This window comes from Corallococcus macrosporus DSM 14697 (assembly GCF_002305895.1).
GTDB classification, from domain to species: domain Bacteria; phylum Myxococcota; class Myxococcia; order Myxococcales; family Myxococcaceae; genus Myxococcus; species Myxococcus macrosporus.
In genome coordinates, this window is record NZ_CP022203.1 from 6,904,092 (window position 1) to 6,924,788 (window position 20,697).

Annotated in this window: 22 protein-coding genes and 1 other RNA gene; 11 read left to right on the forward strand and 12 right to left on the reverse strand. The window is 70.6% G+C overall.

What is annotated here, in order from left to right; all coding sequences use genetic code 11:
* The first annotated feature begins 273 nt into the window (after positions 1 to 273).
* A complete protein-coding gene (locus MYMAC_RS27750) occupies positions 274 to 1,440 on the forward strand; it encodes a sensor histidine kinase (protein ID WP_095960263.1) in 1,167 nt (388 codons plus the stop codon).
* Here MYMAC_RS27750 and MYMAC_RS27755 read toward each other — a convergent pair whose 3' ends face one another.
* From MYMAC_RS27755 to deoC, 4 genes are all read right to left on the reverse strand, one after another.
* Entirely contained in the window at positions 1,441 to 2,085 is a 645-nt protein-coding gene (locus tag MYMAC_RS27755) for a hypothetical protein (RefSeq protein ID WP_239989053.1), read from the reverse strand.
* Positions 2,086 to 2,150: 65 nt separating this feature from the next.
* Entirely contained in the window at positions 2,151 to 3,878 is a 1,728-nt protein-coding gene (locus MYMAC_RS27760) for a phospho-sugar mutase (protein ID WP_095960265.1), read from the reverse strand.
* Positions 3,879 to 3,945: 67 nt separating this feature from the next.
* On the reverse strand, positions 3,946 to 4,338 hold the full coding sequence (locus MYMAC_RS27765; protein WP_095960266.1) for a TraR/DksA family transcriptional regulator: 393 nt from the start codon (positions 4,336 to 4,338) through the stop codon (positions 3,946 to 3,948).
* A gap of 17 nt (positions 4,339 to 4,355) precedes the next feature.
* On the reverse strand, positions 4,356 to 5,177 hold the full coding sequence (gene deoC / locus MYMAC_RS27770) for a deoxyribose-phosphate aldolase (protein WP_095960267.1): 822 nt from the start codon (positions 5,175 to 5,177) through the stop codon (positions 4,356 to 4,358).
* An 86-nt stretch (positions 5,178 to 5,263) separates the two neighbouring features.
* On the opposite strand from deoC, the gene MYMAC_RS27775 reads away from it, so the two are divergent.
* Genes MYMAC_RS27775 through MYMAC_RS27785 form a run of 3 tightly spaced genes read left to right on the forward strand, consistent with a single transcriptional unit; the run spans position 5,264 to position 8,044 of the window.
* Entirely contained in the window at positions 5,264 to 6,460 is a 1,197-nt protein-coding gene (locus MYMAC_RS27775; RefSeq protein ID WP_095960268.1) for a ComEC/Rec2 family competence protein, read from the forward strand.
* Positions 6,457 to 7,785 (forward strand): ComEC/Rec2 family competence protein, encoded by a 1,329-nt coding sequence (locus MYMAC_RS27780; protein WP_095960269.1) that lies wholly within the window; start codon positions 6,457 to 6,459, stop codon positions 7,783 to 7,785. Before MYMAC_RS27775 ends, MYMAC_RS27780 begins: the two co-directional genes overlap by 4 nt.
* Positions 7,786 to 7,798: 13 nt before the next feature.
* Positions 7,799 to 8,044 (forward strand): DUF3006 domain-containing protein, encoded by a 246-nt coding sequence (locus MYMAC_RS27785; RefSeq protein ID WP_095960270.1) that lies wholly within the window; start codon positions 7,799 to 7,801, stop codon positions 8,042 to 8,044.
* A gap of 5 nt (positions 8,045 to 8,049) precedes the next feature.
* Here the strand turns inward: MYMAC_RS27785 and MYMAC_RS38035 are convergent, their stop codons facing one another.
* Positions 8,050 to 8,427 carry an AgmX/PglI C-terminal domain-containing protein gene (locus tag MYMAC_RS38035; protein WP_239989054.1) on the reverse strand — a complete coding sequence of 126 codons (378 nt, stop codon included), beginning with the start codon at positions 8,425 to 8,427 and terminating at the stop codon, positions 8,050 to 8,052.
* Positions 8,428 to 8,541: 114 nt separating this feature from the next.
* Between MYMAC_RS38035 and MYMAC_RS38040 the strand changes: the two genes are divergently transcribed.
* Positions 8,542 to 8,697, forward strand: coding sequence for a hypothetical protein (locus MYMAC_RS38040; RefSeq protein ID WP_239989055.1), 156 nt, complete (start codon positions 8,542 to 8,544; stop codon positions 8,695 to 8,697).
* A gap of 313 nt (positions 8,698 to 9,010) precedes the next feature.
* On the opposite strand, the gene MYMAC_RS38045 is transcribed toward MYMAC_RS38040, so the two are convergent.
* The gene (locus tag MYMAC_RS38045) at positions 9,011 to 9,910 is read right to left on the reverse strand and encodes a GYF domain-containing protein (RefSeq protein ID WP_239989056.1); all 900 of its coding nucleotides are present in this window, start codon (positions 9,908 to 9,910) and stop codon (positions 9,011 to 9,013) included.
* 23 nt (positions 9,911 to 9,933) lie between these two features.
* On the opposite strand from MYMAC_RS38045, the gene MYMAC_RS27795 reads away from it, so the two are divergent.
* Positions 9,934 to 10,230 carry a TIGR02300 family protein gene (locus MYMAC_RS27795; RefSeq protein WP_095960271.1) on the forward strand — a complete coding sequence of 99 codons (297 nt, stop codon included), beginning with the start codon at positions 9,934 to 9,936 and terminating at the stop codon, positions 10,228 to 10,230.
* A gap of 87 nt (positions 10,231 to 10,317) precedes the next feature.
* Here MYMAC_RS27795 and MYMAC_RS37290 read toward each other — a convergent pair whose 3' ends face one another.
* On the reverse strand, positions 10,318 to 10,485 hold the full coding sequence (locus MYMAC_RS37290) for a hypothetical protein (RefSeq protein ID WP_170114780.1): 168 nt from the start codon (positions 10,483 to 10,485) through the stop codon (positions 10,318 to 10,320).
* A 142-nt stretch (positions 10,486 to 10,627) separates the two neighbouring features.
* Positions 10,628 to 11,440, reverse strand: coding sequence for a cupredoxin domain-containing protein (locus MYMAC_RS27800; RefSeq protein ID WP_095961710.1), 813 nt, complete (start codon positions 11,438 to 11,440; stop codon positions 10,628 to 10,630).
* A 106-nt stretch (positions 11,441 to 11,546) separates the two neighbouring features.
* Between MYMAC_RS27800 and MYMAC_RS27805 the strand changes: the two genes are divergently transcribed.
* Both MYMAC_RS27805 and MYMAC_RS27810 read left to right on the forward strand, forming a co-directional pair.
* Positions 11,547 to 12,278 carry a zinc ribbon domain-containing protein gene (locus tag MYMAC_RS27805; RefSeq protein ID WP_043712162.1) on the forward strand — a complete coding sequence of 244 codons (732 nt, stop codon included), beginning with the start codon at positions 11,547 to 11,549 and terminating at the stop codon, positions 12,276 to 12,278.
* Positions 12,279 to 12,296: 18 nt separating this feature from the next.
* Positions 12,297 to 12,935, forward strand: coding sequence for a ribonuclease HI family protein (locus MYMAC_RS27810; protein ID WP_013942169.1), 639 nt, complete (start codon positions 12,297 to 12,299; stop codon positions 12,933 to 12,935).
* A 1,279-nt stretch (positions 12,936 to 14,214) separates the two neighbouring features.
* Here the strand turns inward: MYMAC_RS27810 and MYMAC_RS27815 are convergent.
* Positions 14,215 to 15,546 carry a reverse transcriptase family protein gene (locus MYMAC_RS27815; RefSeq protein ID WP_095960272.1) on the reverse strand — a complete coding sequence of 444 codons (1,332 nt, stop codon included), beginning with the start codon at positions 15,544 to 15,546 and terminating at the stop codon, positions 14,215 to 14,217.
* Between the two features lie 284 nt (positions 15,547 to 15,830).
* Between MYMAC_RS27815 and MYMAC_RS27820 the strand changes: the two genes are divergently transcribed.
* The gene (locus MYMAC_RS27820; protein ID WP_095960273.1) at positions 15,831 to 17,111 is read left to right on the forward strand and encodes an RNA polymerase sigma factor; all 1,281 of its coding nucleotides are present in this window, start codon (positions 15,831 to 15,833) and stop codon (positions 17,109 to 17,111) included.
* A 61-nt stretch (positions 17,112 to 17,172) separates the two neighbouring features.
* Positions 17,173 to 17,568, forward strand: an RNA gene (gene rnpB, locus MYMAC_RS27825) — RNase P RNA component class A.
* 22 nt (positions 17,569 to 17,590) lie between these two features.
* Here the strand turns inward: rnpB and MYMAC_RS27830 are convergent.
* From MYMAC_RS27830 to MYMAC_RS27840, 3 genes are all read right to left on the reverse strand, one after another.
* Positions 17,591 to 17,971, reverse strand: coding sequence for a DUSAM domain-containing protein (locus MYMAC_RS27830; protein WP_095960274.1), 381 nt, complete (start codon positions 17,969 to 17,971; stop codon positions 17,591 to 17,593).
* A 10-nt stretch (positions 17,972 to 17,981) separates the two neighbouring features.
* Positions 17,982 to 18,413, reverse strand: a complete 432-nt coding sequence (locus MYMAC_RS27835) for a hypothetical protein (protein WP_095960275.1) — start codon at positions 18,411 to 18,413, stop codon at positions 17,982 to 17,984.
* 92 nt (positions 18,414 to 18,505) lie between these two features.
* Positions 18,506 to 19,066: a hypothetical protein gene (locus MYMAC_RS27840; protein ID WP_095960276.1), complete on the reverse strand. Its 561-nt coding sequence runs from the start codon at positions 19,064 to 19,066 to the stop codon at positions 18,506 to 18,508.
* A gap of 66 nt (positions 19,067 to 19,132) precedes the next feature.
* Here MYMAC_RS27840 and ftsY point away from each other — a divergent pair, with 66 nt between their 5' ends.
* Complete coding sequence (gene ftsY / locus MYMAC_RS27845; protein WP_095960277.1) at positions 19,133 to 20,695, forward strand: signal recognition particle-docking protein FtsY; 1,563 nt, start codon at positions 19,133 to 19,135, stop codon at positions 20,693 to 20,695.
* Positions 20,696 to 20,697: the final 2 nt, after the last annotated feature.

Sequence of the window (20,697 nt, forward strand, 5' to 3'; positions counted from 1 at the left end):
AAATCGATTTCAACAGGAGTGACTTTCTCCAGTGCCGCAACGATTCAACCCCCTGAGGTTACAGGGGGAGCACCGTTGGTGGTGCAATCGCTGGCTCCGACGCGCAGCGACGAACGGCGGCATGAGCCTCGCATAGACACAGCGCGGTATCGGATCACGTACCGGACTGGACGCAAGCGCCCGGGGGGAGCTCCATCCAGGGCGAGAGGGGTCCGTAGGACGGCCTGGAACACCCGGGTGAGGCTCACCTGGTCACCATGTAGGGGTGGCGTGATGCTGGAGACGACGGAGACGGCGACGTACCGGCCCCGGGTGCTGGCGGTGGACGTGGAGTCGGGCGGAATGGAGCGGCTGTGCTCCATCCTGGCGCCCGCCGGCTATGACGTGCTGCCCGCCCATGGCCTGGCGGCGGCCGCGGCGGCGGCGCACGCGTCCGCGGACCTGGTGCTGCTCGACGTGGAGCGCCCCGGCACGGACGGCCTCGCGACGTACCGGCGCCTCCTGGACGCGCTGGGAAGCCCGTCCCTCCCCGTGCTCATGCTGACGCCCAGCGCCGACCGGGAGACGCGCCGCGAGGTGCTCGAGGCGGGCGTGGATGACCTGCTCATCACCGAGCCGTTGGATCCGCTGGAGCTCAAGGTCCGCATCCACACGCTGCTGGAGCTGAAGGCGCACCGCGAGCGCGGTGGCCAGCGCGCCGAGGCGCTGCAGGATCCGCGCGTCCGCTGGGTGGAGATGGAGCGGCTGGCCCGCGTGGGCACGCTGGCGGCGGACGTGGCGCAGAACCTGGGCCGCGTGGGTGAAGGCCTCCAGCGGGCGCTGGAGCACGTGCGCACGCGCGCGACGCAGGGCCTGCCGCCGGACGCCGACGAGCTCAAGAAGCTGGGGGTGGCGGGCGAGCAGATGCGCCTGCACGGCCAGCACCTGCTGTCGCTGGGCCCCACCAGCCCGAAGGACATCCAGCGCTTCGACCTGAGGGAGTTGGTGCCCGCGGTGGTGGAGCGCATGCGCGACGCCGGCCGCCTGGGCACCGCCGAGGTGAAGGTGCGGTTGCCGGACGAGGCCATCGCCGTCGTCTTCAACCGCCGCCAGTTGGAGCAGGTGGTGGTGGAGCTGCTGGCCAACGCGGTGGACGCGGTGGAGGACGTGACGGACCGCCCGCGCCGCATCCACGTCGGCCTGGAGCTGCCGGACATCTTCGGGGACTTCGGCCCGCGCCTGTACGTGAAGGACACCGGCATCGGCATCTTCGAGGACGAGCTGCAGGCCGTCTTCGAGCCCTACTACACGACGAACGCGCCCGAGAAGGGCGCCGGGCTGGGCCTCACCGTCGCGCGCACCCTGGTGGAGGCCATGGGCGGCGCGGTGACGGTGCAGAGCCGCGTCAACCTGGGCAGCACCTTCACGGTGGAGCTGCCCGAGCAGACGTCGTCCTGGTAGCTAGAAGCGGTAGGCGACGCCGAAGAGCGCCTCCAGGGTGAACTCGGTGTCGTCGATGTCCGGGATGACGGCGGGCCCCAGCCGGACGTTGAAGGTGACGCCGAGCTGGCGGTTGACGAAGTACTCCAGGCCGCCGCCCACGAGGATGGGGAACACCGGGCCGATTCCCTCGCCGAAGTAGACGTGGAAGGGGATGTCCAGGCCCAGGTTCACCATGACGGCGCTGCCGGCGGGGATGCCCACCACCAGGCCCAGGGGCAGCGCCAGGCCCACGTCGGTGTCGTACTCGTTGAAGTAGAAGAAGGGGCCCGGCTGGAAGGTGAGCGCGAGCGAGAAGTTGCGCTCCTGGATGAGCTGCAGCCGCATCCACGCCTGGAGCTTGATGCCCGGGTCCGTGTAGCGGACCCAGCCCTCGCGGCCCCAGTTGAAGCTGAACTTGCCGCCGATGTCGAAGCGCTCCGAGCCGCCGTGCAGCAGGCCCAGGGAGATGCCGGGCCAGCCAAGCTGGCCATGGAACGCGGTGTTGCCCCGCCCCAGCGTTTCACCGGCGAGGACGGACCAGCCCTGTCCCCCGCGCTGCGCCAGCGCGGGGGTGGGGAGGGCCAGGAAGCAAGCGAGGAGGACTCCGGGGAGCAGTCGCTTCACACGGTACCTTTCTGCGAAGGCCGCCTCGTCGGGCGGGAGCTGGGTGGGGTGCTGCGTCTCTAGACTCAGGCCGGCTGCCCGCGCTCACGCGCGAGGCCGAGGAACGCGTCGATGAAGCGCGCCAGCCGGGCCTCCGCGCGCTGACGGGCCTGGGCCAGGGGCTCGCCGCCCTCGAGCGTCTCCTTCAGCTCGAAGTAGTATTTGATTTTCGGCTCGGTGCCGGAGGGCCGCAGCGTGACGCGCCCGCCGCCCCCCAGCGCCAGCGCCACCACGTTGGATGGTGGCAGGCCGCGCTCGCCCTTCTTGTAGTCGCTCACCGCGCGCACGGCGTCACCGCCGACGTGCGTGGGGGGCGAGGCGCGGAAGGCCTCCATGATGCCGCGGATGGTCTGCGCCCCCGCCGCGCCGGGGAAGGTGAAGTTGCGCTGCGCGCCGACGTACAGGCCGTGCGCGCGCTGAATCTCCTCCAGGTAGCCCAGCACCGTGGTGCCGCGCGCCTGGCACCACGCGGCCAGGTCCGCCATGACGAGCGCCGAGCCCACGCCGTCCTTGTCCCGCGTCACCGTCCCCACGGTGTAGCCCAGCGCCTCCTCGTAGCCGAAGACGAAGCGGGTGCCCTCCGCGCGCTCGCGCTCCAGGGCGCGGTTGGCGATCCACTTGAAGCCGGTGAGCACCTCGTCACACGCGGCGCCCACCGAGCGCGCGATGTCCCCGAGCTGCGCCGAGGAGACGATGGTGGTGACGACGTGCGGCGTGCCCTGCTTCGCGCCCTGGGTGAGGACGTAGTGGCCCAGCAGCACGCCCACCTCGTTGCCCGTGAGCAGCCGCAGCGTCCCGTCCGCGTCGCGCGCCATGACGGCCAGCCGGTCCGCGTCCGGGTCATTGGCCAGCACCACGTCCGCCTTCACGCGCTCGGCGGTGGCGGTGGCCAGGTCCATGGCGCCCGGCTCCTCCGGGTTGGGGAAGCGCACGGTGGGGAAGCGGCCATCCGGCTGCTGCTGCTCGGCCACGGGCGTGACGCGCGGGAAGCCCGCCTCGCGCAGGGCGCGCACCGCCCAGTCTCCGCCCACGCCGTGCATGGCGGTGTAGACGATGGACAGCGACTCGGAGCCCCTGCCCACCACGCGCAGCCCCAGGATGGCGCGCACGTAGGCGTCTCCAATGGCGGCGGGCAAGTCCCGCCACAGGCCCTTCGCGCGAGCGTCGGCCGGGGGCAGCAGCGGCACGCGGTTGGCGGGCTCCACCCGGGCGATGGCGGCGGCGATGCCCGTGTCATGCGGCGGGATGATCTGCGCGCCGTTGCCCCAATACACCTTGTAGCCGTTGTACTCGGGCGGGTTGTGGCTGGCCGTCACCATGACGGCCGCGGCGGCGTCGAGGTGCAGCGCGGCGAAGGCCACCAGCGGCGTGGGCACCGGCTCCGGGAAGACGTGGGCGGGGATGCCCTCGGCGGCCAGGACCGCGGCGGTGTCCTCGGCCAGCTCGGCGCTGAGGTTGCGCGCGTCGCGGCCCACCACCACGCCGCGCGTGGCGACGTCCGGCACCTGCGCCTTGAGGTAGCGCGCCAGGCCCGCGGTGGTGCGGCGGATGACGGCGCGGTTCATCCGGTTGGGGCCCGCCCCCAGCACGCCGCGCAGGCCCGCGGTGCCGAACTCCAGGTCCTGGGAGAAGCGGTCCTCCAGCTCGGCCCAGTCCCCCTTCGCCAGCAGCGCCGCCAGCTCCGCCGCGGTGGACGGGTCCGGGTCCGCCTGGCGCCACGCCTCCGCCCGCTCCTTCAGTCCGCTGGTGTCCATGAGCCCTCTCGCAGCCTCGTGTAGCCGTTGAGGGCGCGCGAGGCACGGGGGCTCGCGCGCCGGTTGTTCAGGTGTAGTCGGTCAGCTTGCTGCGGGTGGCGCGGCCCTTGGGGCCGTCCTTGGCGCCCTGGCACGTCACGCACAGCTCCGCGTAGGGCATGGCGCGCAGCCGGCCGAGCGGGAGCTCGTCACCGCACTCCTCGCACTCGCCGAACGCGTCCGGGTCCTCCCGCAGCTTGCCCAGCGCCTTGAGCACGCGGGCCAGCACGCCGTCCATGTTCCGGTTCCGGTTGGACGCGATGGCCTGCATCATCTCGTTGAGCGGCTGCTCGTCCTCGTCGCCGCCGATGCGCGCGTCATCGGTGCGGTTGGGCTCGATTCTCGACGGCGCCTTCTCCGTCAGCTCCGCATGGAGCGCGAGCAGCAGCGCCTTGAATTCCTCTCGCTGTTTCGCGTTCACGGCGTTCCGCCTCCGAATCAGTACTTCGCGGTGGAGGACTGCCCCGACACGATGGCCACCGACGCGGACGCGCCCAGGCGGTTGGCCCCCGCGCGCAGCATCTTCATCGCGTCCTCGGCGGAGCGGATGCCGCCGGACGCCTTCACGCCCACCGTGTCACCCACCACGCGGCGCATCAGCGCCACGTCGGCCTCGGTGGCGCCGCCCGGGCCAAAGCCGGTGGACGTCTTCACGAAGGCGGCGCCCGCGGCCTTGGAGAGCGAGCAGGCGATGACCTTCTCCTCGTCCGTGAGCAGGGCCGTCTCCAGGATGACCTTCACCGGCACCGGCCGGCTGGCCTCCACCACGGCGGCGATGTCCTGGTGCACCAGCGCGTAGTCGTGCGCCTTGAGCGCGCCCACGTTCAGCACCATGTCGATTTCCCGCGCCCCGGCGCGGATGGACTCCCGGGCCTCGAAGGCCTTGGCGGACGGCAGCGAGGCCCCCAGCGGGAAGCCCACCACGGCGATGGGCACCGTGGACGTGCCGGCCAGCACCCGCGCGGCGGTGGCCACGTGCGCGCTGTTCACGCAGACGGTGGCGAAGCCGTACTGGCGGGCCTCCTCGGCCACCTTCACCACGTCCTCGGCGCGGGCCTCGGGCTTGAGCAGCGTGTGGTCGATGTACGGCGCCAGGTCCGCGTGGGAGCGAAGCGTCTCCAGGTCCACCCGGGCGGTGGACAGGTCCGGCGCCGGCGCGCTGGCCCCGGGCGCCTGCCCCTCCTTCCACGCCTGGAGCCGGCGGCGCGCCTGTTCGGCAATGTCCTCGACGAAATGGAAGAGGTCTTCGGAGTCGGACATGCCCGGCCCCTTAGCCCACTTCCAGGCCCTCGGGAAGCGCTCGCGGGTGCCCAGGGACGGAGCGGAGCGGTAGAGTCCGCCGGGTGATGTCCTTTGTCCGGTGGCTCGCACTCCTCGTCTCCGTCCTCGCCTCGCTTCCAGGCCCGGCCCTGGCCCAGTCCGCCGGCCAGCCGCTCACGGTGCACTTCTTCGACGTGGGCCAGGGGGACGCCGCGCTCATCATCTCCCCCACCGGCAAGACGGTGCTCATCGACAGCGGCCCGCCCGACGCCCGGCACCACCTGGAGAAGCGGCTGCGCGCGCTGGTGGAGGGGCCGCTGGACCTGGCCATCCTCACGCACCCCCACCTGGACCACCTGGGCGGCATGTCCAACGCGCTGCGCGCGGTGGGGGCCCGGCGCTTCATGGACCCCGGCTTCGACCACCCGAGCGAGGCCTACCGCGACCTGCTCAACGTCGTGGGGGACGAGGTGGGCCAGGTGATGGCGCCCCTGCCAAACCCCCAGGAGCCGCGCTCGCTGGTCACCATCGGCCTGGGGGACGGCGCGGCGCTCACCGTGCTGTGGCCCCGCGTGCCGGAGGACCCCTTCCTCACGGGCACGCGCTCGGACCCGAACTCCAACTCCATCGTCGCCAAGCTCACCTACGGCAAGACGGCGTTCCTCTTCACCGGCGACGCGGAGCCGGACACCGAGGCCACGCTCCTGCGCAAGCCCATCGACTTCACCTCCACCGTGCTGAAGGTGGCCCACCACGGCGGGCGGCACTCCTCCACCGCGGCCTTCCTCGCCGCGGTGAAGCCCCAGGCCGCCGTCATCTCCGTGGGCGCGAAGAACGACTATGGCCACCCCACCTCGGAGGTGCTGAAGCGCCTGCGCGCGGTGAAGGCCACCGTCTTCCGGACCGACCAGGACGGCGAGGTGGTGGCCACCAGTGACGGCCACGCCGTCTCCCTGCGCGCGGAGAAGCGCGCCGGAGCGCCGGAGCTGGTGCCCGGCGAGGTGAAGCCCGGCCCGGTGGCGCTCGGCCCCATCACCCGGGGTACGCGGCGCGCCAGCGCGCCCCGTGGAAGGAGCGCCCAACCCGCCCCGGCGGAGGCCCCCGGCACCGGCGCCACGCAACGCGACACCGGCGCGCCGCGATACTTCAGCCTCAAGGGCAGCAAGGTGTTTCACAAAGAGGACTGCCGGACCCTGAAGCGCTCCAAGTCGGACCGCACCGCCTATTCGAGCCGCGCCGAGGCCATGCGCGCGCGCCGCCCCTCCGAGGACTGCCACCCATGAGCCCCCCCTCGCGCATCGTCCTCGCCCTGCTGCTGGCCCTGGCGGCCTGCAAGGAGCCACCGCCGCCCCCGCCCCCGGTGGCCGCGCGGCCCGTGGAGCAGCCCCGGCGCTACTTCGGCGGCACGCCGGACGGGAAGCTCCACGTCTACTTCTTCGACGTGGGCCAGGGGGACGCCGCGCTCATCGTGTCGCCGGACGGGTACACCGCGCTGGTGGACGCGGGCCCGGCCTCCTCGGCGGAGCACCTGGTGAACCGGCTGCCGGAGCTGCTCACGCAGCGGCTGGACCTGGTGGTGCTCACCCACCCGCACGCGGACCACCACGGCGCGCTGGAGCCGGTGCTCAAGCGCGTGGGTGCCCGGCAGCTCCTGGAGCCGCAGCTCGGCGCCACCCCCAAGGCGTATGACACGCTGCTGGGCGCGGTGGCCAGCCAGGGCGTGGAGTTCATCTCCCCGTCCCCCTCCCCCGCCACGCCCAACGCGCTCCAGCGGCTGCCCCTGGGCGCCGGCGTGTCCCTCACGGTGCTGTGGCCGCGCGCGCCCACCGAGCCGCTGCTCGACGTCCCCGAGGCCTCGCTGGAGGCCAACTCCGTCATCCTCCGGCTCACCTACGGGGACACCGCGGTGCTCTTCATGGCGGACGCGCACGCCCGCACGGTGGAGCACCTGCTGGAGCGCAACGCCCCCATGCAGGCCACCCTGCTCAAGGTGGCGGCGCACGGCACCGACGGGCCCACCAGCGCCGCCTTCCTGTCCGCGGTGGGCCCCCGCGCGGCCGTCGTCTCGTCGGGCGAAGGCAACCTGAATGGCGCCCCCGCGCCGGCCACGCTGGAGCGCCTGGAGGCCGCGGGCGCCCAGGTGTTCCGCACCGACCAGCACGGCGAGGTGCAGGTGGTGAGCGACGGCAAGACGCTCGTCGTCACGCCGCAGCGGCTGCTCGCGGGCGTCCCGGAGGACACGCGCTACCGCTACCCGGGCCTGGGCGCCCCCACGCCCAGGGCCCCCGCGCTCGCCGCGGACCCGCGGCGCGCGACGGGCCGCCCCGGAGCGGGCGCCCAGCCGGACGGGAAGATGTACACCCTGAGCCTCGACGACCCGCCGGCCGACGGGGCTCGGAGCGCGCGCCCGGGCGCCCGCTCCCGAGGCGGCGGCTCGGACTCCAGCGGCGTGACGGTGGGGACCTACGTCGGCAGCAGCCGCAGCGACGTGTTCCACAAGCCCACGTGCCGCAACGTGATGAGAATCAAGTCATCCAACCTGGTGACCTTCGCCACCCGGGCCGAGGCCGCGCGCGGACGCCGGCCGGCCCGGGACTGCAACCCGTGAGGAGCCCCGCGCCATGACGAACCGGGCCACGCTGGACCGCATCGAAGACGACGTCGCCGTGCTCGTGGTGGACGGCCGCGAAGTGACGCGGCCCGCGAGCGAGCTGCCCGCCGGCGCGCGCGAGGGAGACGTGCTCGACCTCGACACGCTGGCGGTGGACCCGGAGGCCACCGAGGCCCTGCGCGAGGAGGTGCGCGGGGCCCGCGAGAAGGCGACGCGCGGCAAGCCGCCGCCTCCGTCCGGGAGCTTCGACCTCTAGGGCGGCTACATCGACTTGGAGAGGACCAGCGGAATCTCCAGGTCCACGTCCTCGCCGGCGAAGGCGGAGAAGACCATCCCCTTCGCGCGGTCGCGGATGCAGGTGCCCACCGCGCTGTTGCGGTTCAGGTCCTTGCGGTCGAACGTGGCCGCCTTCACCGTGCCGGAGCTGCCCACGGTGGCCGTCAGCGTCACCTTGCCGCCCTTGAAGGACGGGTTCTTCCGCAGCTCGGCCTCCACGCAGTCACGGAAGGCGGGCTGCGTCTTCTCCAGCACGCGCTCCACCTCCTCGTCGGACGGGCCGCCGATTTCCTCGGTGTCCGCGGCGGCCACTTCCGCGCCGCCGCGCACCGCCGGGTCCACGTCCTTCTTCTCCGGGTCCACGTAGACGGCCTCCAGCGCGGCCTTGGACGGCGCCGCGGCGGCCTCCGGGTCCGAGCCCGCCGCGCCGGTGCCCGCGGGCGCGGTGGCCGGGCGCTTGCCCGCCGCGGGGGCGCCTTGGGCGGCGCGGGCGGCGGCGCGCGGCCCAGCAGCTTGTCGCGCAGCGCGCCCACGCCCTCCGGCGAGAAGACGGGCTGCTCCACCGCGTTGCCGTTGGCGTCCACCGTCCGCACCCGCAGCGGCACCACGCCCAGCGTCTCCGACAGCACGTAGGCGAGCCCCAGCGGGACGAGGATGAGCAGCAGCGCGAAGACGGCGTACTTCCAGGCCGGGTTGCGGCGCGTGACGCCCGACTTCTTGGCGAAGTGGCGCGTGTCCTCCACGGCCTTGCCCTCTTCGTCGTCGGCCTCGCCGCCCAGCGCGGCGCGCGGGTCGTCGGGGTACGCCCCGCCGCCGTCGTCGTCCTGGGGCTCGTCGTCCTCGCCGCCGTTGCGGTGGCCCGGCAGGTCCAGGTCGGAGAACAGCGCGTCGTCCAGGGGCGCGGCGTTGGCGGCGGCCTGGGGCTGCGGCTGCTGCGCGCGGCGGGTCACCTGCTGCGGCGACTGGGGCTGCGGCTGGGCGCGCGGCAGCGGGTCGCCGTAGTAGGTGTTGTCCGGCGCCTCGTCCTCCTCGTCGGGCCAGGGCTGCTCGGGCTCGGCGTGCCGCGGCTCGGGCTCCGGCTCCGGCTCCGGCACATAGGCCTGCGGCTCCGGCTCACGGCGCGCGGGCGCGGCGCGCGAGGCGCGCGCGGGCTCGGGCGGCGGCGGCGCGGCGATAGGAGGGGCGGCGGGGGCGGCTCGGCCGCGGGCGGCGGCTCGAAGAGGCCCGCGAGCTCGGGGATGTCCGAGCCGCGCTTCCAGTCGGCCATGCCCTGCTGCCAGAAGAAGCTGCGGCCGTTCACCGTGCCCGTGGCCACCAGCTCGCGCAGGGCGCCCTCGTCCAGCGGGCCCTCCTGCTTGTTGCGCACCATGACGAACCAGGGCGAACCCGTGGCCTTCATGGGCGCGGCGCGCGTGGGCTCATCGTCCCAGGGCGTCTGCAGCGCGGCTTGAGGCGCCTTGGCCACGGGGGCCGGCGCGATGGGCGCGCTGATGACGGCCGCCGGGGCGGCACTCGGCTCGGGCTCCGCCAGGGAACGCTCCTGGGCGCGGATGCGTTCCACGTCCGCGAGGGAGACCACTCGGGTGCTCTCTTCCTCGGCGGGGCCTTCGACGGTGATGACGTTCTGGCAGTTCTTGCAGCGGACCTTGACCGTCTTGCCGCGGACCTTTTCGTCCGCAATGGAATACCGCTTCTGGCAATTGTCGCAGGTAAAGTTCAAGAGGGGTGTCCAGCTTCCGGGGGAAAACGCGGGTCGGATGCTACCGCTAGAAATCTCCCGCGCAAACCACAGGTTGACTCTGACTGGCGGCCCAACTATTGAGCCGCCCTTCCCCCCTGTCTTCACTCGCCTTTTACACAAGGTGGCGAATGCCGGCGAAGGACCTCGGAACAAAACACGTCTGCTTCAAGTGCCAGACGAAGTTCTACGACATGAAGAAGCCGGACCCGATCTGCCCGAAGTGTGGCGCGGATCAACGGGAGAGCCCGGCGCTCAAGCCTCAGCCCGAGGGGAGGCGTGGCCGTCTGGCCGCCGCCCCGAAGGTCATCGAGCCCATTGAACCGGAGGAACCCGCCGGTCGAGGGGAGGAGGAGGACGAGGAAGGCCTCGAGTCCTTCGACGATGAAGAGGCGGCTGGAGGCGACACCGAAGAGGAAGACATCTAGGTCCGCAAGCAACGAGGGGCTCCACGGCGCAAGCCGGGAGCCCCTTCGCTTTTCAGGCCGGCGCGGCCGCGCCCGGGTGGCCTGGCTTCAGTTGGATGAGACGGGGGCCAGCTCCAGCAGCGCGCGGCGGAGCTGCTCGTACAAGGTCGGCCCCATCTCCTGCATGCCGACGGGCCGGACCGCCGCCTTCCGGGGCGACTCCAGGCCGCGCATGCCGTTGCTCAGGGTTGCTTGCTTCTTTGGCTGCTGCTGCATGACTCCGCCCCCTCTTCGACTGCGTGGCTTCTGCCACCTACATAACAATTCTTCCGCTGGAACGGAAACCCCAATCGAGTCGCGGCTTCTCAACCTTTCAGACGTCGAGCGGCGGAATCCTTCAAGGATACGAGCCGGCGCCCTACTTCAGGTCGGACACCGGCCACTCGGCGTCCACCTGGACGCGCTCGCCCGCACGGACAGTGACGGTGCGGGCCTGCTCCGGGAGCCGCTCGTGCCAGAGGACCAGGGTGTGGGTGCCCTCGGGGACCTCCAGTTGGAAGCGCCCGTCGGCGCCGCTGGTGGCGAAGTAGCCGTGGTTGAAGGTGCGCACCCGCGCGCGCATCCACGGGTGGATGTCGCAGTGGATGGGGACCTCGCCGGGCTCGGCGGGGAGCTGGCGCTTCACCGTCATCCCCTCCAGTGGCATGGCCACGTTGAAGAAGGCGCGGTTGGTGCCGGAGGCGGCGCGGACGTTGTGGACCAGCGGGTCCGAGTTGCGGATGAGCAGGGTGCTGCCGGCGCGAGCGGCCAGCACGGGCGGGTCATAGACGCACTGCTTCTGGTCCAGCACGGGCTCGGGCGCGGCGACCTTGGCCGCGGGCAGCGCGTGGCCCTCTCCAAGGGAAACCACGGTGTGGGCCAGCGCGCCCTCGTTGCCTACCACCAGCGTGCGCTCCTCGGTCTCCTCGCCGCACACGGAGACGACCGTGCCGATGGTCGGCTGGCGGGCGGGCGTGGGCGGCGTGCCGCTGAGGCGGACGCGACCCTCGATGACACCCCACTTCGTGTTCGTGGCGGCGGGCGCCGTCGTGGCGGCGGGTGGCGGGGATGCGGGCTCCTTGCAGGCGGAGGCGAGCGCGCAGAGAACGAGGACGAAGGATGGACGAAGCACGCGCTCCGGTCTAACGGGTGCGTGAAGCTGTTTCAAATGCGGCATGGCAGCAGGGGCCATGAGGGATGACTCATGGCCCATTTGGACGTTGGACCCTCATCATCCTTGTTGGTACAAGAGCCTGGCCGTTGCCGTACACGGTGCGGCCCTGTGGGAGGCAGCAACTTTGCGGGAGAAATTGAAAGCGCTGGCGGAGCTGCAGAACGTGGACCTCGAGGTCGCCTCGCTCCGGAAGGCCGCGGACGTTCACCCCCGTCAGATTGCCGAGCTGGAGCGGGAACTGGGTGTGGCCCGCAGCGCCATCGAAGCGGAACGGGCACGCGTCTCCGACATGGAGAAGCAGAAGGCCCAGCTCGAGCAGAACATCACGGACGAGAAGGACAAGGTGAAGAAGTGGGAGGCGCGGCTCAGCGAGCAGCGTTCCACCCGCGAGTACTCCGCCCTGGCCCGTGAAATCGACATCGCCAAGAAGGCCAATCTGACGATGGCGGAGGAGCTGACGGAGCTGACGAAGCAGCTCGGCCTCGCGCGTGAGGCCATCAAGGGCAAGGAGGCCGACTACGCCACGAAGCAGCAGGGCCTGTCGGGCCGGATGACGGAGCTGCGCGGGAAGCTGGGCGAGGCCGAGGCCCAGGTGAAGGGGCTGGAAGGCCGCCGCGCCGAGGTGGCCGCTGGCGTGGACGCCACCCTGCTCCGCCGCTACGAGGTGGTGCGCAAGAAGAAGCTGCCCGCCCTGGTCGGCGTGGTCGCTGGGACCTGCCAGGGCTGCAACATGAACGTGCCCCCGCAGCTCTACAACCAGCTCCGCACCGGGCTGGGCACGGACATCTGTCCCTCGTGCAACCGCATCATCTACGCGGTGGAAGCGCTGCAGGAAACCCCGGCGGCGGCGAAGTAGCGGCGCGGCTTCGTGGACATGCCCGCGCCGTCCATCATCGACATCCTCCGCCACATCGCGCGTGAGGAGCCGCTGCAAGGGACGGTGCGAGAGTTCCGGGGCCTCACCCGGGAGCACCTGGGGCAGCTCATCGAAGAGGCCGCCCAACGGCTCAGTGGAGCGCCGCCGGCCTCCGCTGCGTCAGTCCCAGGCACGCCGGAGCCGGTCGGGGCCGTGAGCCCTCCGGCGGAGGCGGCGCCTGGCTCCGAGCAGCACCCTCGCCTGCGCGTCTATTCGGACGGCGCGGCCCGAGGGAATCCGGGGCCCGCGGGCGCGGGGGCGGTGCTGATGGACCCCACTGGCAACGTGGTGGCCCGCGTTGGGCGGTTCTTGGGACATCAGACGAACAACTGCGCGGAGTACATGGGCCTCTTGCTGGGCCTGAAGCACGCGCAGTCCCTGGGCGCGCGCGAGGTGGACGTCTACGCGGACAGCGAGCTGCTGATTCGTCAGCTCGGCGGGCGCTACCAGGTGAAGAGCGCCACGCTGAAGCCGCTGTACGAAGAGGCGCGGAAGCTGCTCAAGGGCTTCGCGAAGGTGAAGCTCCACCACGTCCCCCGCGCGCAGAACGCGGAAGCGGATGAGATGAGCAACCGCGCGATTGATGAGCGGCTGTAGGTCGCATGCTCAAGCCCTGAAAAGGAGGGCCAGTATTTACGAGCAGCGCCTACGCCCTACCGCCACATACCGCCACATACCGCCACATACCGCCAGCAATCCTCCGGCACGAAGTACTTCAGGGCAATCGCTCGAAGGTACGCTCGAAGCGAAACTTGCGCTCCATACGCACTCATCGCACCCCCTCAGCGAGGACACTTGAGCCTTCGCACCGAACGATGCCCGTAGCAACGAATGCGCAGAGCCCGTCAGACCCAATGGATGGCTACTAGCCTGCCCAACCCATAGCGCACATGAGGAACTGGAGCGTCACTCTGCAAACTCAGAGAAAGTGGAACCTCCAAACGCTCGGGCGGGGGCAGCGTCATAAGTTTCCCAGCGCTCAAACTGCACGCACATCACGGACTCATCGACCCGAGCCACCTTGGTCCGACCGATAACTCTGCTCGGAAACGGGCCATATTGCATTCTCTGCACATAGACCCATTCATCCCCGCCATCCAATGCACGCAGACATTGGTTAAGGATCTTTTTATTTGTCGTGATGAATTCAAGCCGCGTGGCGCTCGGATCCCATCCATTGAGATAGGGTTGCTTGGCCTCTGGGTGAGCAACAAGCAGCACTAGTCTTCTCGGCATGTCACCGGTCCCCCAACACTGTATTCGCGAACCTCGGCTCGAAGGTTAATAGCCACTCAGGAACATCATTACTCGGTGGCATTGGCGGCGTCATAGGAGCAGCCACTGCGCTAGTGAAGAACAAGTTCCATGCGATGTACTGAAGACACTTTGCGAACAGCGGAATCTGAGCCTGTTCCTCCGTGAGCACGCGGAGAAACCCCGGAATCAAGTACATGTTCCACCCAGCAGTGAAGTAGTCAGGGTCGTGGACCGAGGCCCAAATGTGCGCCACTTCCCAGCCTACCGATACCTCGCGACTGCTCCCGTTCATCGACCGACCGATGTACTGGCCGAAGGCAACTCTTGCGGTTGTGTTATCGCAGACCTTTACCGGCCGGCCCCTCCAAACGGATACGTGACCTCTCTTCTTGTCCGGGTGATGCGCCCTCGATTCTCGTACACGGTCGGGCAGCATGACGGGTTTCCGACGTACCGCGCTCGGATGAATGAATAGCGAAGCATTCATGACAATCCGCACGACATCGTCGTTTGTTTTCCCAGTTGCCCACTCAAAGACGCGTAGCGGAGACGCCGAAAGCAGTTGCGGGACATTCACGATTGCCTCCGATTCAGGACACGCTGCCTATTCTGAGCAATTCTAGCCTGCCCACACAACCTGCTCGAAAGTCGCGCGCAGCTTCGCGCCTCGAGCCGGGTGCAGGTGTGCCACCCAGGCGATGCGTCCCAGCAGGTACGCTCGGAAGTCGGGATGGCCTTCGGTGTTCTGGCTCGCGGGGCCTCGCGTGCGGCACAGGTGGAGGATGGCTTTCAGCCGTTCGTAGTCCGCACGGCTGACGGAGGGATGCGCATTCACCACCACGCCCGCGAGCCGTTGCTGAGCGCCCTGGCGCATCACCCGCGTCTTCCCGGCGCGCGTCATGAAGCCCTCCTCGCGGAGAATCTGGCTCACGTAGCGCAGCAACTTGTGCGTGCGCCGGGACAGTGCGTCCCCTCCTGAGAACGCCAGGTCATCCGCGTAGCGCGTGTATCGCGCGCCCATCGCCGTCGCGAGCGCCGACAGCCGCACATCGAGCCGATACGCCGCGAGGTTCGCCAGCGCGGGCGACGTGGGCGCCCCTTGTGGCAGATGACGCGATTCGAGCCGCCGCGCCAGACGCCAACGTGCATCCACTTCTGAGACAGATTCCGGCTGACGTGCCTGTGCCAACACCGCCTGGGGCGTGCGGTTCGTGCAGAGCCCAGCGAGTGCGTTCGTCACGCCGTCCGGATATCCCGCCGTGCGGAACACCGCCCAGATGCGCGCGGGCCGCACGGAGAAGAAGAAGTCCTCCAGGTCCACCCGTACCACCACCGCCTGCCCTGCGTGGGGCTCCACGAAGCTGCGGACACTCCGCCCCGCGACGAAGCCATGCGCCGCGTCGTGCGGTGGGACGCGGTCCAGGATGCCGTGGAGCACCTTCCGCTGGACCTGCATCAAGTCCAGCCCCGGCTGCTCCAGGAGTCGCTCACCGCCGCTGCGCTTCGGAATCCAGGTGTACCGGTAGCGCCGCCACCGCCCCGGCTTGGACGTGCGCTCGATGCCCGGCGCATCCGCCAGCCAGTCCAACTGCGCCCCTGTCACGCCCAGCCAGTCCGCGAGGTCCGCCTGGGTCGGCAGCGAAGGCACCGGCCACGGCTGCCGGTCCATCCGAGGCTCGGAGGTCAGCCAGCGCACGATGCGCGCCCGCCCCGACGAATCCGCAAAGCCCTTCGGAAACACGGGCCGCGAAGCCAGCACCTCCGCGAGCAGCTCCAACCGCGCATGCGGCGGACGCGGGAAGAAGATCATCGCGCTCCGGGCCATCGACCTCACCCAAGGCGCCCGTCCTCCAACAGCCTCCGTGCCCCGTTCAACGAGCCCCTTGAGCGTCCAGGGCCCCGCGAGGAACGCGGACGCGAGCCCCTGTGCCACGACACGCCGCTCACTCATCGCCCGGACTCACGCCATGCGGCGGCATGGCCCCACCTGTCGTGTCTGGCGTGGCAGCTCCTGCGGCTTGCCGCAGTGTCTGCCTCGCGTGACGGTGTGCTCCTGATGCGTTGTCCCCGGGGGTACCCCGGAGAGGTAGAGGACCGCATCCTCACGGACCATCTACCCGCTGGGTTTCCAAGCCGCCGCATGACCCGCCGACGGTACACGCCGCACTTTCAAAAAGAAAATGCCGGGTGCGCAGGTCGCTTGTGTCCGGAGCAGACGGTGATTGATTCGCCCCCGTGACGGCATCCACTGAAACCCAGCGCGCCATCCAAGCAGTCTGGAGGATCGAGTCCGCCCGCCTCATCGCCGGCCTCGCCCGGATGGTGCGCGACGTGGGCCGCGCGGAGGAGCTCGCGCAGGACGCACTCGTCGTCGCGCTCGAGAAGTGGCCGGAGACGGGCGTCCCGGACAACCCGGGCGCGTGGCTCATGGCCACAGCCAAGCGCCGCGCCATCGACGAACTGCGACGGGGCAAGCTCCTCGAGCGGAAGCACGAGGAGCTCACCCACGAGTTGGAGTCACTGCAGGGCACGGCCGCACCGGACCTGGACGCCGCGCTCGACGACAAGGTCGGCGATGACCTGCTGCGGCTGATGTTCGTCTCCTGCCACCCGGTGCTTCCGAAGGAGTCGCGAGTGGCCCTCACCCTCCGGCTGCTCGGCGGCCTGACGACGGAGGAGATTGCCCGCGCGTTCCTCGTCCCCGTCCCCACCGTGGCCCAGCGCATCGTCCGGGCCAAGCGCACGCTCGCGGAGGCGAACGTCCCCTTCGAGGTCCCCGAAGGCGAGGAGCTGGCCGCCCGCCTGTCGACCGTGCTGGAGGTCATCTACCTCGTCTTCAACGAAGGCTACTCCGCGACGGCCGGAGACGACTGGCTGCGCCCCGCGCTGTGCGAGGACGCGCTGCGCCTGGGCCGCATCCTGGCGGGGCTCGCGCCGAAAGAGCCCGAGGTCCACGGGCTCCTCGCGCTGATGGAGATTCAGTCGTCGCGCTCGCGGGCACGCGTGGGCCCCAAGGGCGAGCCCGTCCTCCTGCTGGAGCAGAACCGGGCCCTCTGGGACCCGCTCCTCATCCGCCGAGGCCTCGCGGCGCTCGAACGCGCCGACGCGCTGGGAGGCGCCCAGGGCCCGTATGCGCTCCAGGCCGCCATCGCCGCCTGCCACGCCCGCGCGCGCACCGCCGAGGCCACGGACTGGACGCACATCGCAGCGCTCTACGAGGTGCTGACTCAGGTCGTCCCCTCCCCTGTCGTGGAGCTCAACCGCGCGGTCGCCCACGCCATGGCGTTTGGCCCGGAGGCGGGGCTGGCCATCGTGGACACCCTGACGTCGGAGCCCGCGCTCCAGGACTACCACCTGCTGCCCAGCGTCCGAGGCGACCTGCTCAGCAAGCTGGACCGGCTCGACGAGGCCCGCGTGGAGTTCGAGCGCGCCGCCGCCCTCACCGAGAACACCCGAGAACAGGCTCTGCTCCTCGCACGGGCCGCCGCGTGCGCGCGCGATACCGGACGCTCCTGAGCCCTCGGACGCCTTCCCGGAGTGGACCGCCCCCGCCCGGCTGTTGTAAGCGCATGGTGCCGGAGCGGCCCGGGTGAACGCCGGCCATCGCAGTCATGGGTGGCGGGAGGAAAGTCCGAGCTCCAGAGGGCAGGGTGCTGGCTAACGGCCAGTCGAGGCGACTCGCAGGAAAGTGCCACAGAAAACAGACCGCCCGTTCCGAAAGGGGCGGGTAAGGGTGAAACGGTGCGGTAAGAGCGCACCGCGTCCGGGGTGACTCGGACGGCTCGGTAAACCCCACCTGGAGCAAGAGCCAATAGGAGCGCGTCCTCGCCGTACGGAGGACAGGGGTGGCCCGTCCCATGCGCTCGGGTTGCTCGCTGATGAGGCCCCTGGGCAACCAGGGCCCTAGACGAATGTTCACCGCCCAGCCCGAAAGGGGTGGGGACAGAACTCGGCTTACAGGGCCGCTCCGGCGTTTTCGTTTTGAATTCAGATGGTTACGGCTCGTCGAGCGCGTCCAAATGAATCTGGGCGAGTTCGCGGTAATAGGGGACGACTTCAACCGCGAGCAGGTCCAGCAGCGGAGCGCGTGCGGCGTCAAGGTCGCCCTCCTCCTGGAACTTGTTCGCTTCAGCAATCGCACGAGACAGGCGTCGCGACCCCACCCGGATGCGCTTCGCGACCTCCTTGAGCAACGACGTGGCGGCGCTCCCGTCGCCTTGTAGTGCCCTGGCGGCCTCCTCGGATGCGATGGCGACCTCGGATGCCGTCTCCCGCAGCAGCGCGCGGGTCTCATCTGAAAGGTCGAGAGGCTCTCCCAGGTCGGCAACCCGGTGGTTCAGCTCCCAGATCTTGTTCCAGGAATCGTGTTCCGGCATGTGCGGCCTCTTATCTGCGCGGGTGGCATTCCTTGAAGGGCCACTGCTTTTGTCCTTCGCACCGCCGAAAGCAGGCGTAGCAGTCCCCCTCCCAGCGCGGCTTCTTCTGGTCCCGACAGGAGACATAGGTGTTGATGCAGTGTTCCTTCCATCCATCGTCGGCGTCGTCGTCCTCCGCTTCCTTCTCGTTCGCTCGCCGCATGGCGGCATCCGTGCTTGCGATGTGCGCGGCGGCCTCGCCCGCCGTGAGCCCGCACGCCTCGGGCACACCTGGGTTGCGCTGGATGCAGCACGAAACACTGTCTGAGCAGGACGCCAGGGCATAGGCCGTGTGGCCGCGCAAGTCGCGGCGGCCCATGGCGCTTGTGGCGCTACCTGAGCAACCCGTTGTGACTACGAAAAGGACGGTCGCGGACTGCAGGAGAAATTTCCTGGCTAACATGGATTCCAGGCTACACGCACATCACGAGCCGGCCCCATCCTCAAGAGCGTGCAGACGGCGGGGCACCGCCCAGGTGCCCGTGCAGGCGCGGCTCAGCGCGCCACGGGCACCTGGCCCAGGTAGACGCGGTCCTTGCCGTCGTTGCGTACGGCCTTCGGGTTGAGGATGCGCAGCCGGGTGTCCGTGCGCGGCTCCCACAGCCCCAGCCAGATGTTCAGCGCGCGGGCCGTGGAGCCGGGCGGCACGTAGACGGAGAACTCGTCCTTCACCGTCTCGCCGGGCTTCCACTGCGACGTGGGCAGCAGACCGCCCGCGGGCTTGTGGTCCACGTTGATGCGCTCGGCGCGGCCGTCCGCGTCCTCCACGTGGACGAAGACGAGGTAGTCGTCGTCCATGGGCTGGAGCACCTTGAAGTAGAGCGCGACCTTGGCCTGGTCCCCGGGCGACAGCCGCCCCGGCTCCACCGTGGCCCCCACCAGCTCCACCTTGCCGCCCAGGTTGGCGCCGTTCTTCACGGACAGGGGGGGCACCTGGGTCACCGTGACGGCGCGCCGCTCCTTGTCGGAGGCGCCGCCGGGCGCCTCGACGATGCAGGCGCTGCCAAGCAGGAGGAGCGACGGAAGCAGGACACAGGAGGGCGGAAGACGCATCACGACCGGGTTCTACCCGGCCACGGGCGCTGCATCCACCGGCGCGTTGGTGTATGCGAACCCGCGCACATGAAGACGCCCAACGCCCTCGACGCCCTGACCGCGCAGGTGCCGCCCGCCCCCTCTCCCGCCCCCACCCCGGGCGGGAGCCCCACGCAGCCGGGCACCGGCACGCCCCCCACGGACGCCTCGCCCGTGGGCGACGTCGTGGGCATCAGCGCCGCCGCCCTCTTCGTCCTGCTGATGGTGCTGGCCGCCCGGAAGCTCTTCTTCCGTAAGCGCCCCGAGGAGAAGAAGCCCACCGTCCCCCCCGCGGCCGAGAAGCCCACCCTCCCCGCCGAGCAGCCCCGGCTGCGCGTGGAGCTGCCCCCCTCCGAGGCGGAGGCCGCCCGCCTCCGCGAGGCCGAGGAGGCCCACGCCCGCGCCGAGGCCCTGGCCCGCCAGCGCAACGAGGCCGCCCAGGCCGCCCGCGCCACCACGGACGCCGCCGAGCGCGCCCGGCTGGAGGAAGAGGCCCGCGCCCTCAAGGAGCGCGAGGAGGAGGAGAAGCGCGCCGAGTACCGCGCCAAGAAGGCCGCGGACGACGAGGCCCGGGAGCGGCGCAAGCGGGAGCAGGCCGAGGCCCAGCGGCTGCTGGAGGAGGAGCGCGCCCGCGAGGCCGCCGCCGCCGAGGAGGCCCGCCGCGCCGAGGAGGCCGCCGCCCGCGCCAAGGTGGAGGCCGAGGCCGGCCGCACCCTGGCCCAGGGCCTGGACAAGACGCGGAACCAGGGCTTCATGGCCCGGCTCAACGGCCTGTTCGGCCAGCAGCGGCAGGTGGACGAGTCCGTCCTCGCGGAGCTGGAGGAGATCCTCTTCACCGCCGACATCGGCGTGCGCACCGCCGACCACCTGGTGGGCGTGGCGCGCGACAAGCTCAAGCGCAACGAGCTGAAGAACTCCGAGCGCATCAAGGACATCATCCGCGACGAGGTCGCCCGTATCTGCGATTTGCCCGCGCCGCGCACCCTGGAAGGCGGCGGCCCGCCGCACGTCGTCATGGTGGTGGGCGTCAACGGCGCCGGGAAGACGACGACCATCGGCAAGCTGGCCGCGAAGCTCTCCGCGGAGGGCAAGAAGGTGGTGCTCGCCGCGGGGGACACCTTCCGCGCCGCCGCCACCGAGCAGCTCGACGTGTGGGCCGAGCGCGCCCAGGCCCAGCTCGTGAAGGGCGCCGAGGGCGGAGACCCCAGCGCCGTCATCTTCGAGGCCGTGAAGAAGGCGAAGGAGGAAGGCGCGGACGTCATCATCGCGGACACCGCCGGCCGCCTCCACACCAAGGCCCCGCTGATGGAGGAGCTGAAGAAGGTGAAGCGCGTCATGGACAAGGCCCTGCCCGGCGCGCCGCACGAGGTGCTGCTGGTGCTGGACTCCACCAACGGCCAGAACGCGATTCAGCAGGCCAAGCAGTTCCACGAGGCCGTGGGCGTCACCGCCATCGCCCTGACGAAGCTGGACGGCACCGCGAAGGGCGGCGTCGTCATCGGCATCTGCGACGAGCTGAAGCTCCCCGTCGTCTGGGCGGGCGTGGGCGAGAAGGTGGCCGACCTGCGCCGCTTCGACACGCGCGAGTTCGTCCGCGCCCTCTTCGACTGAAG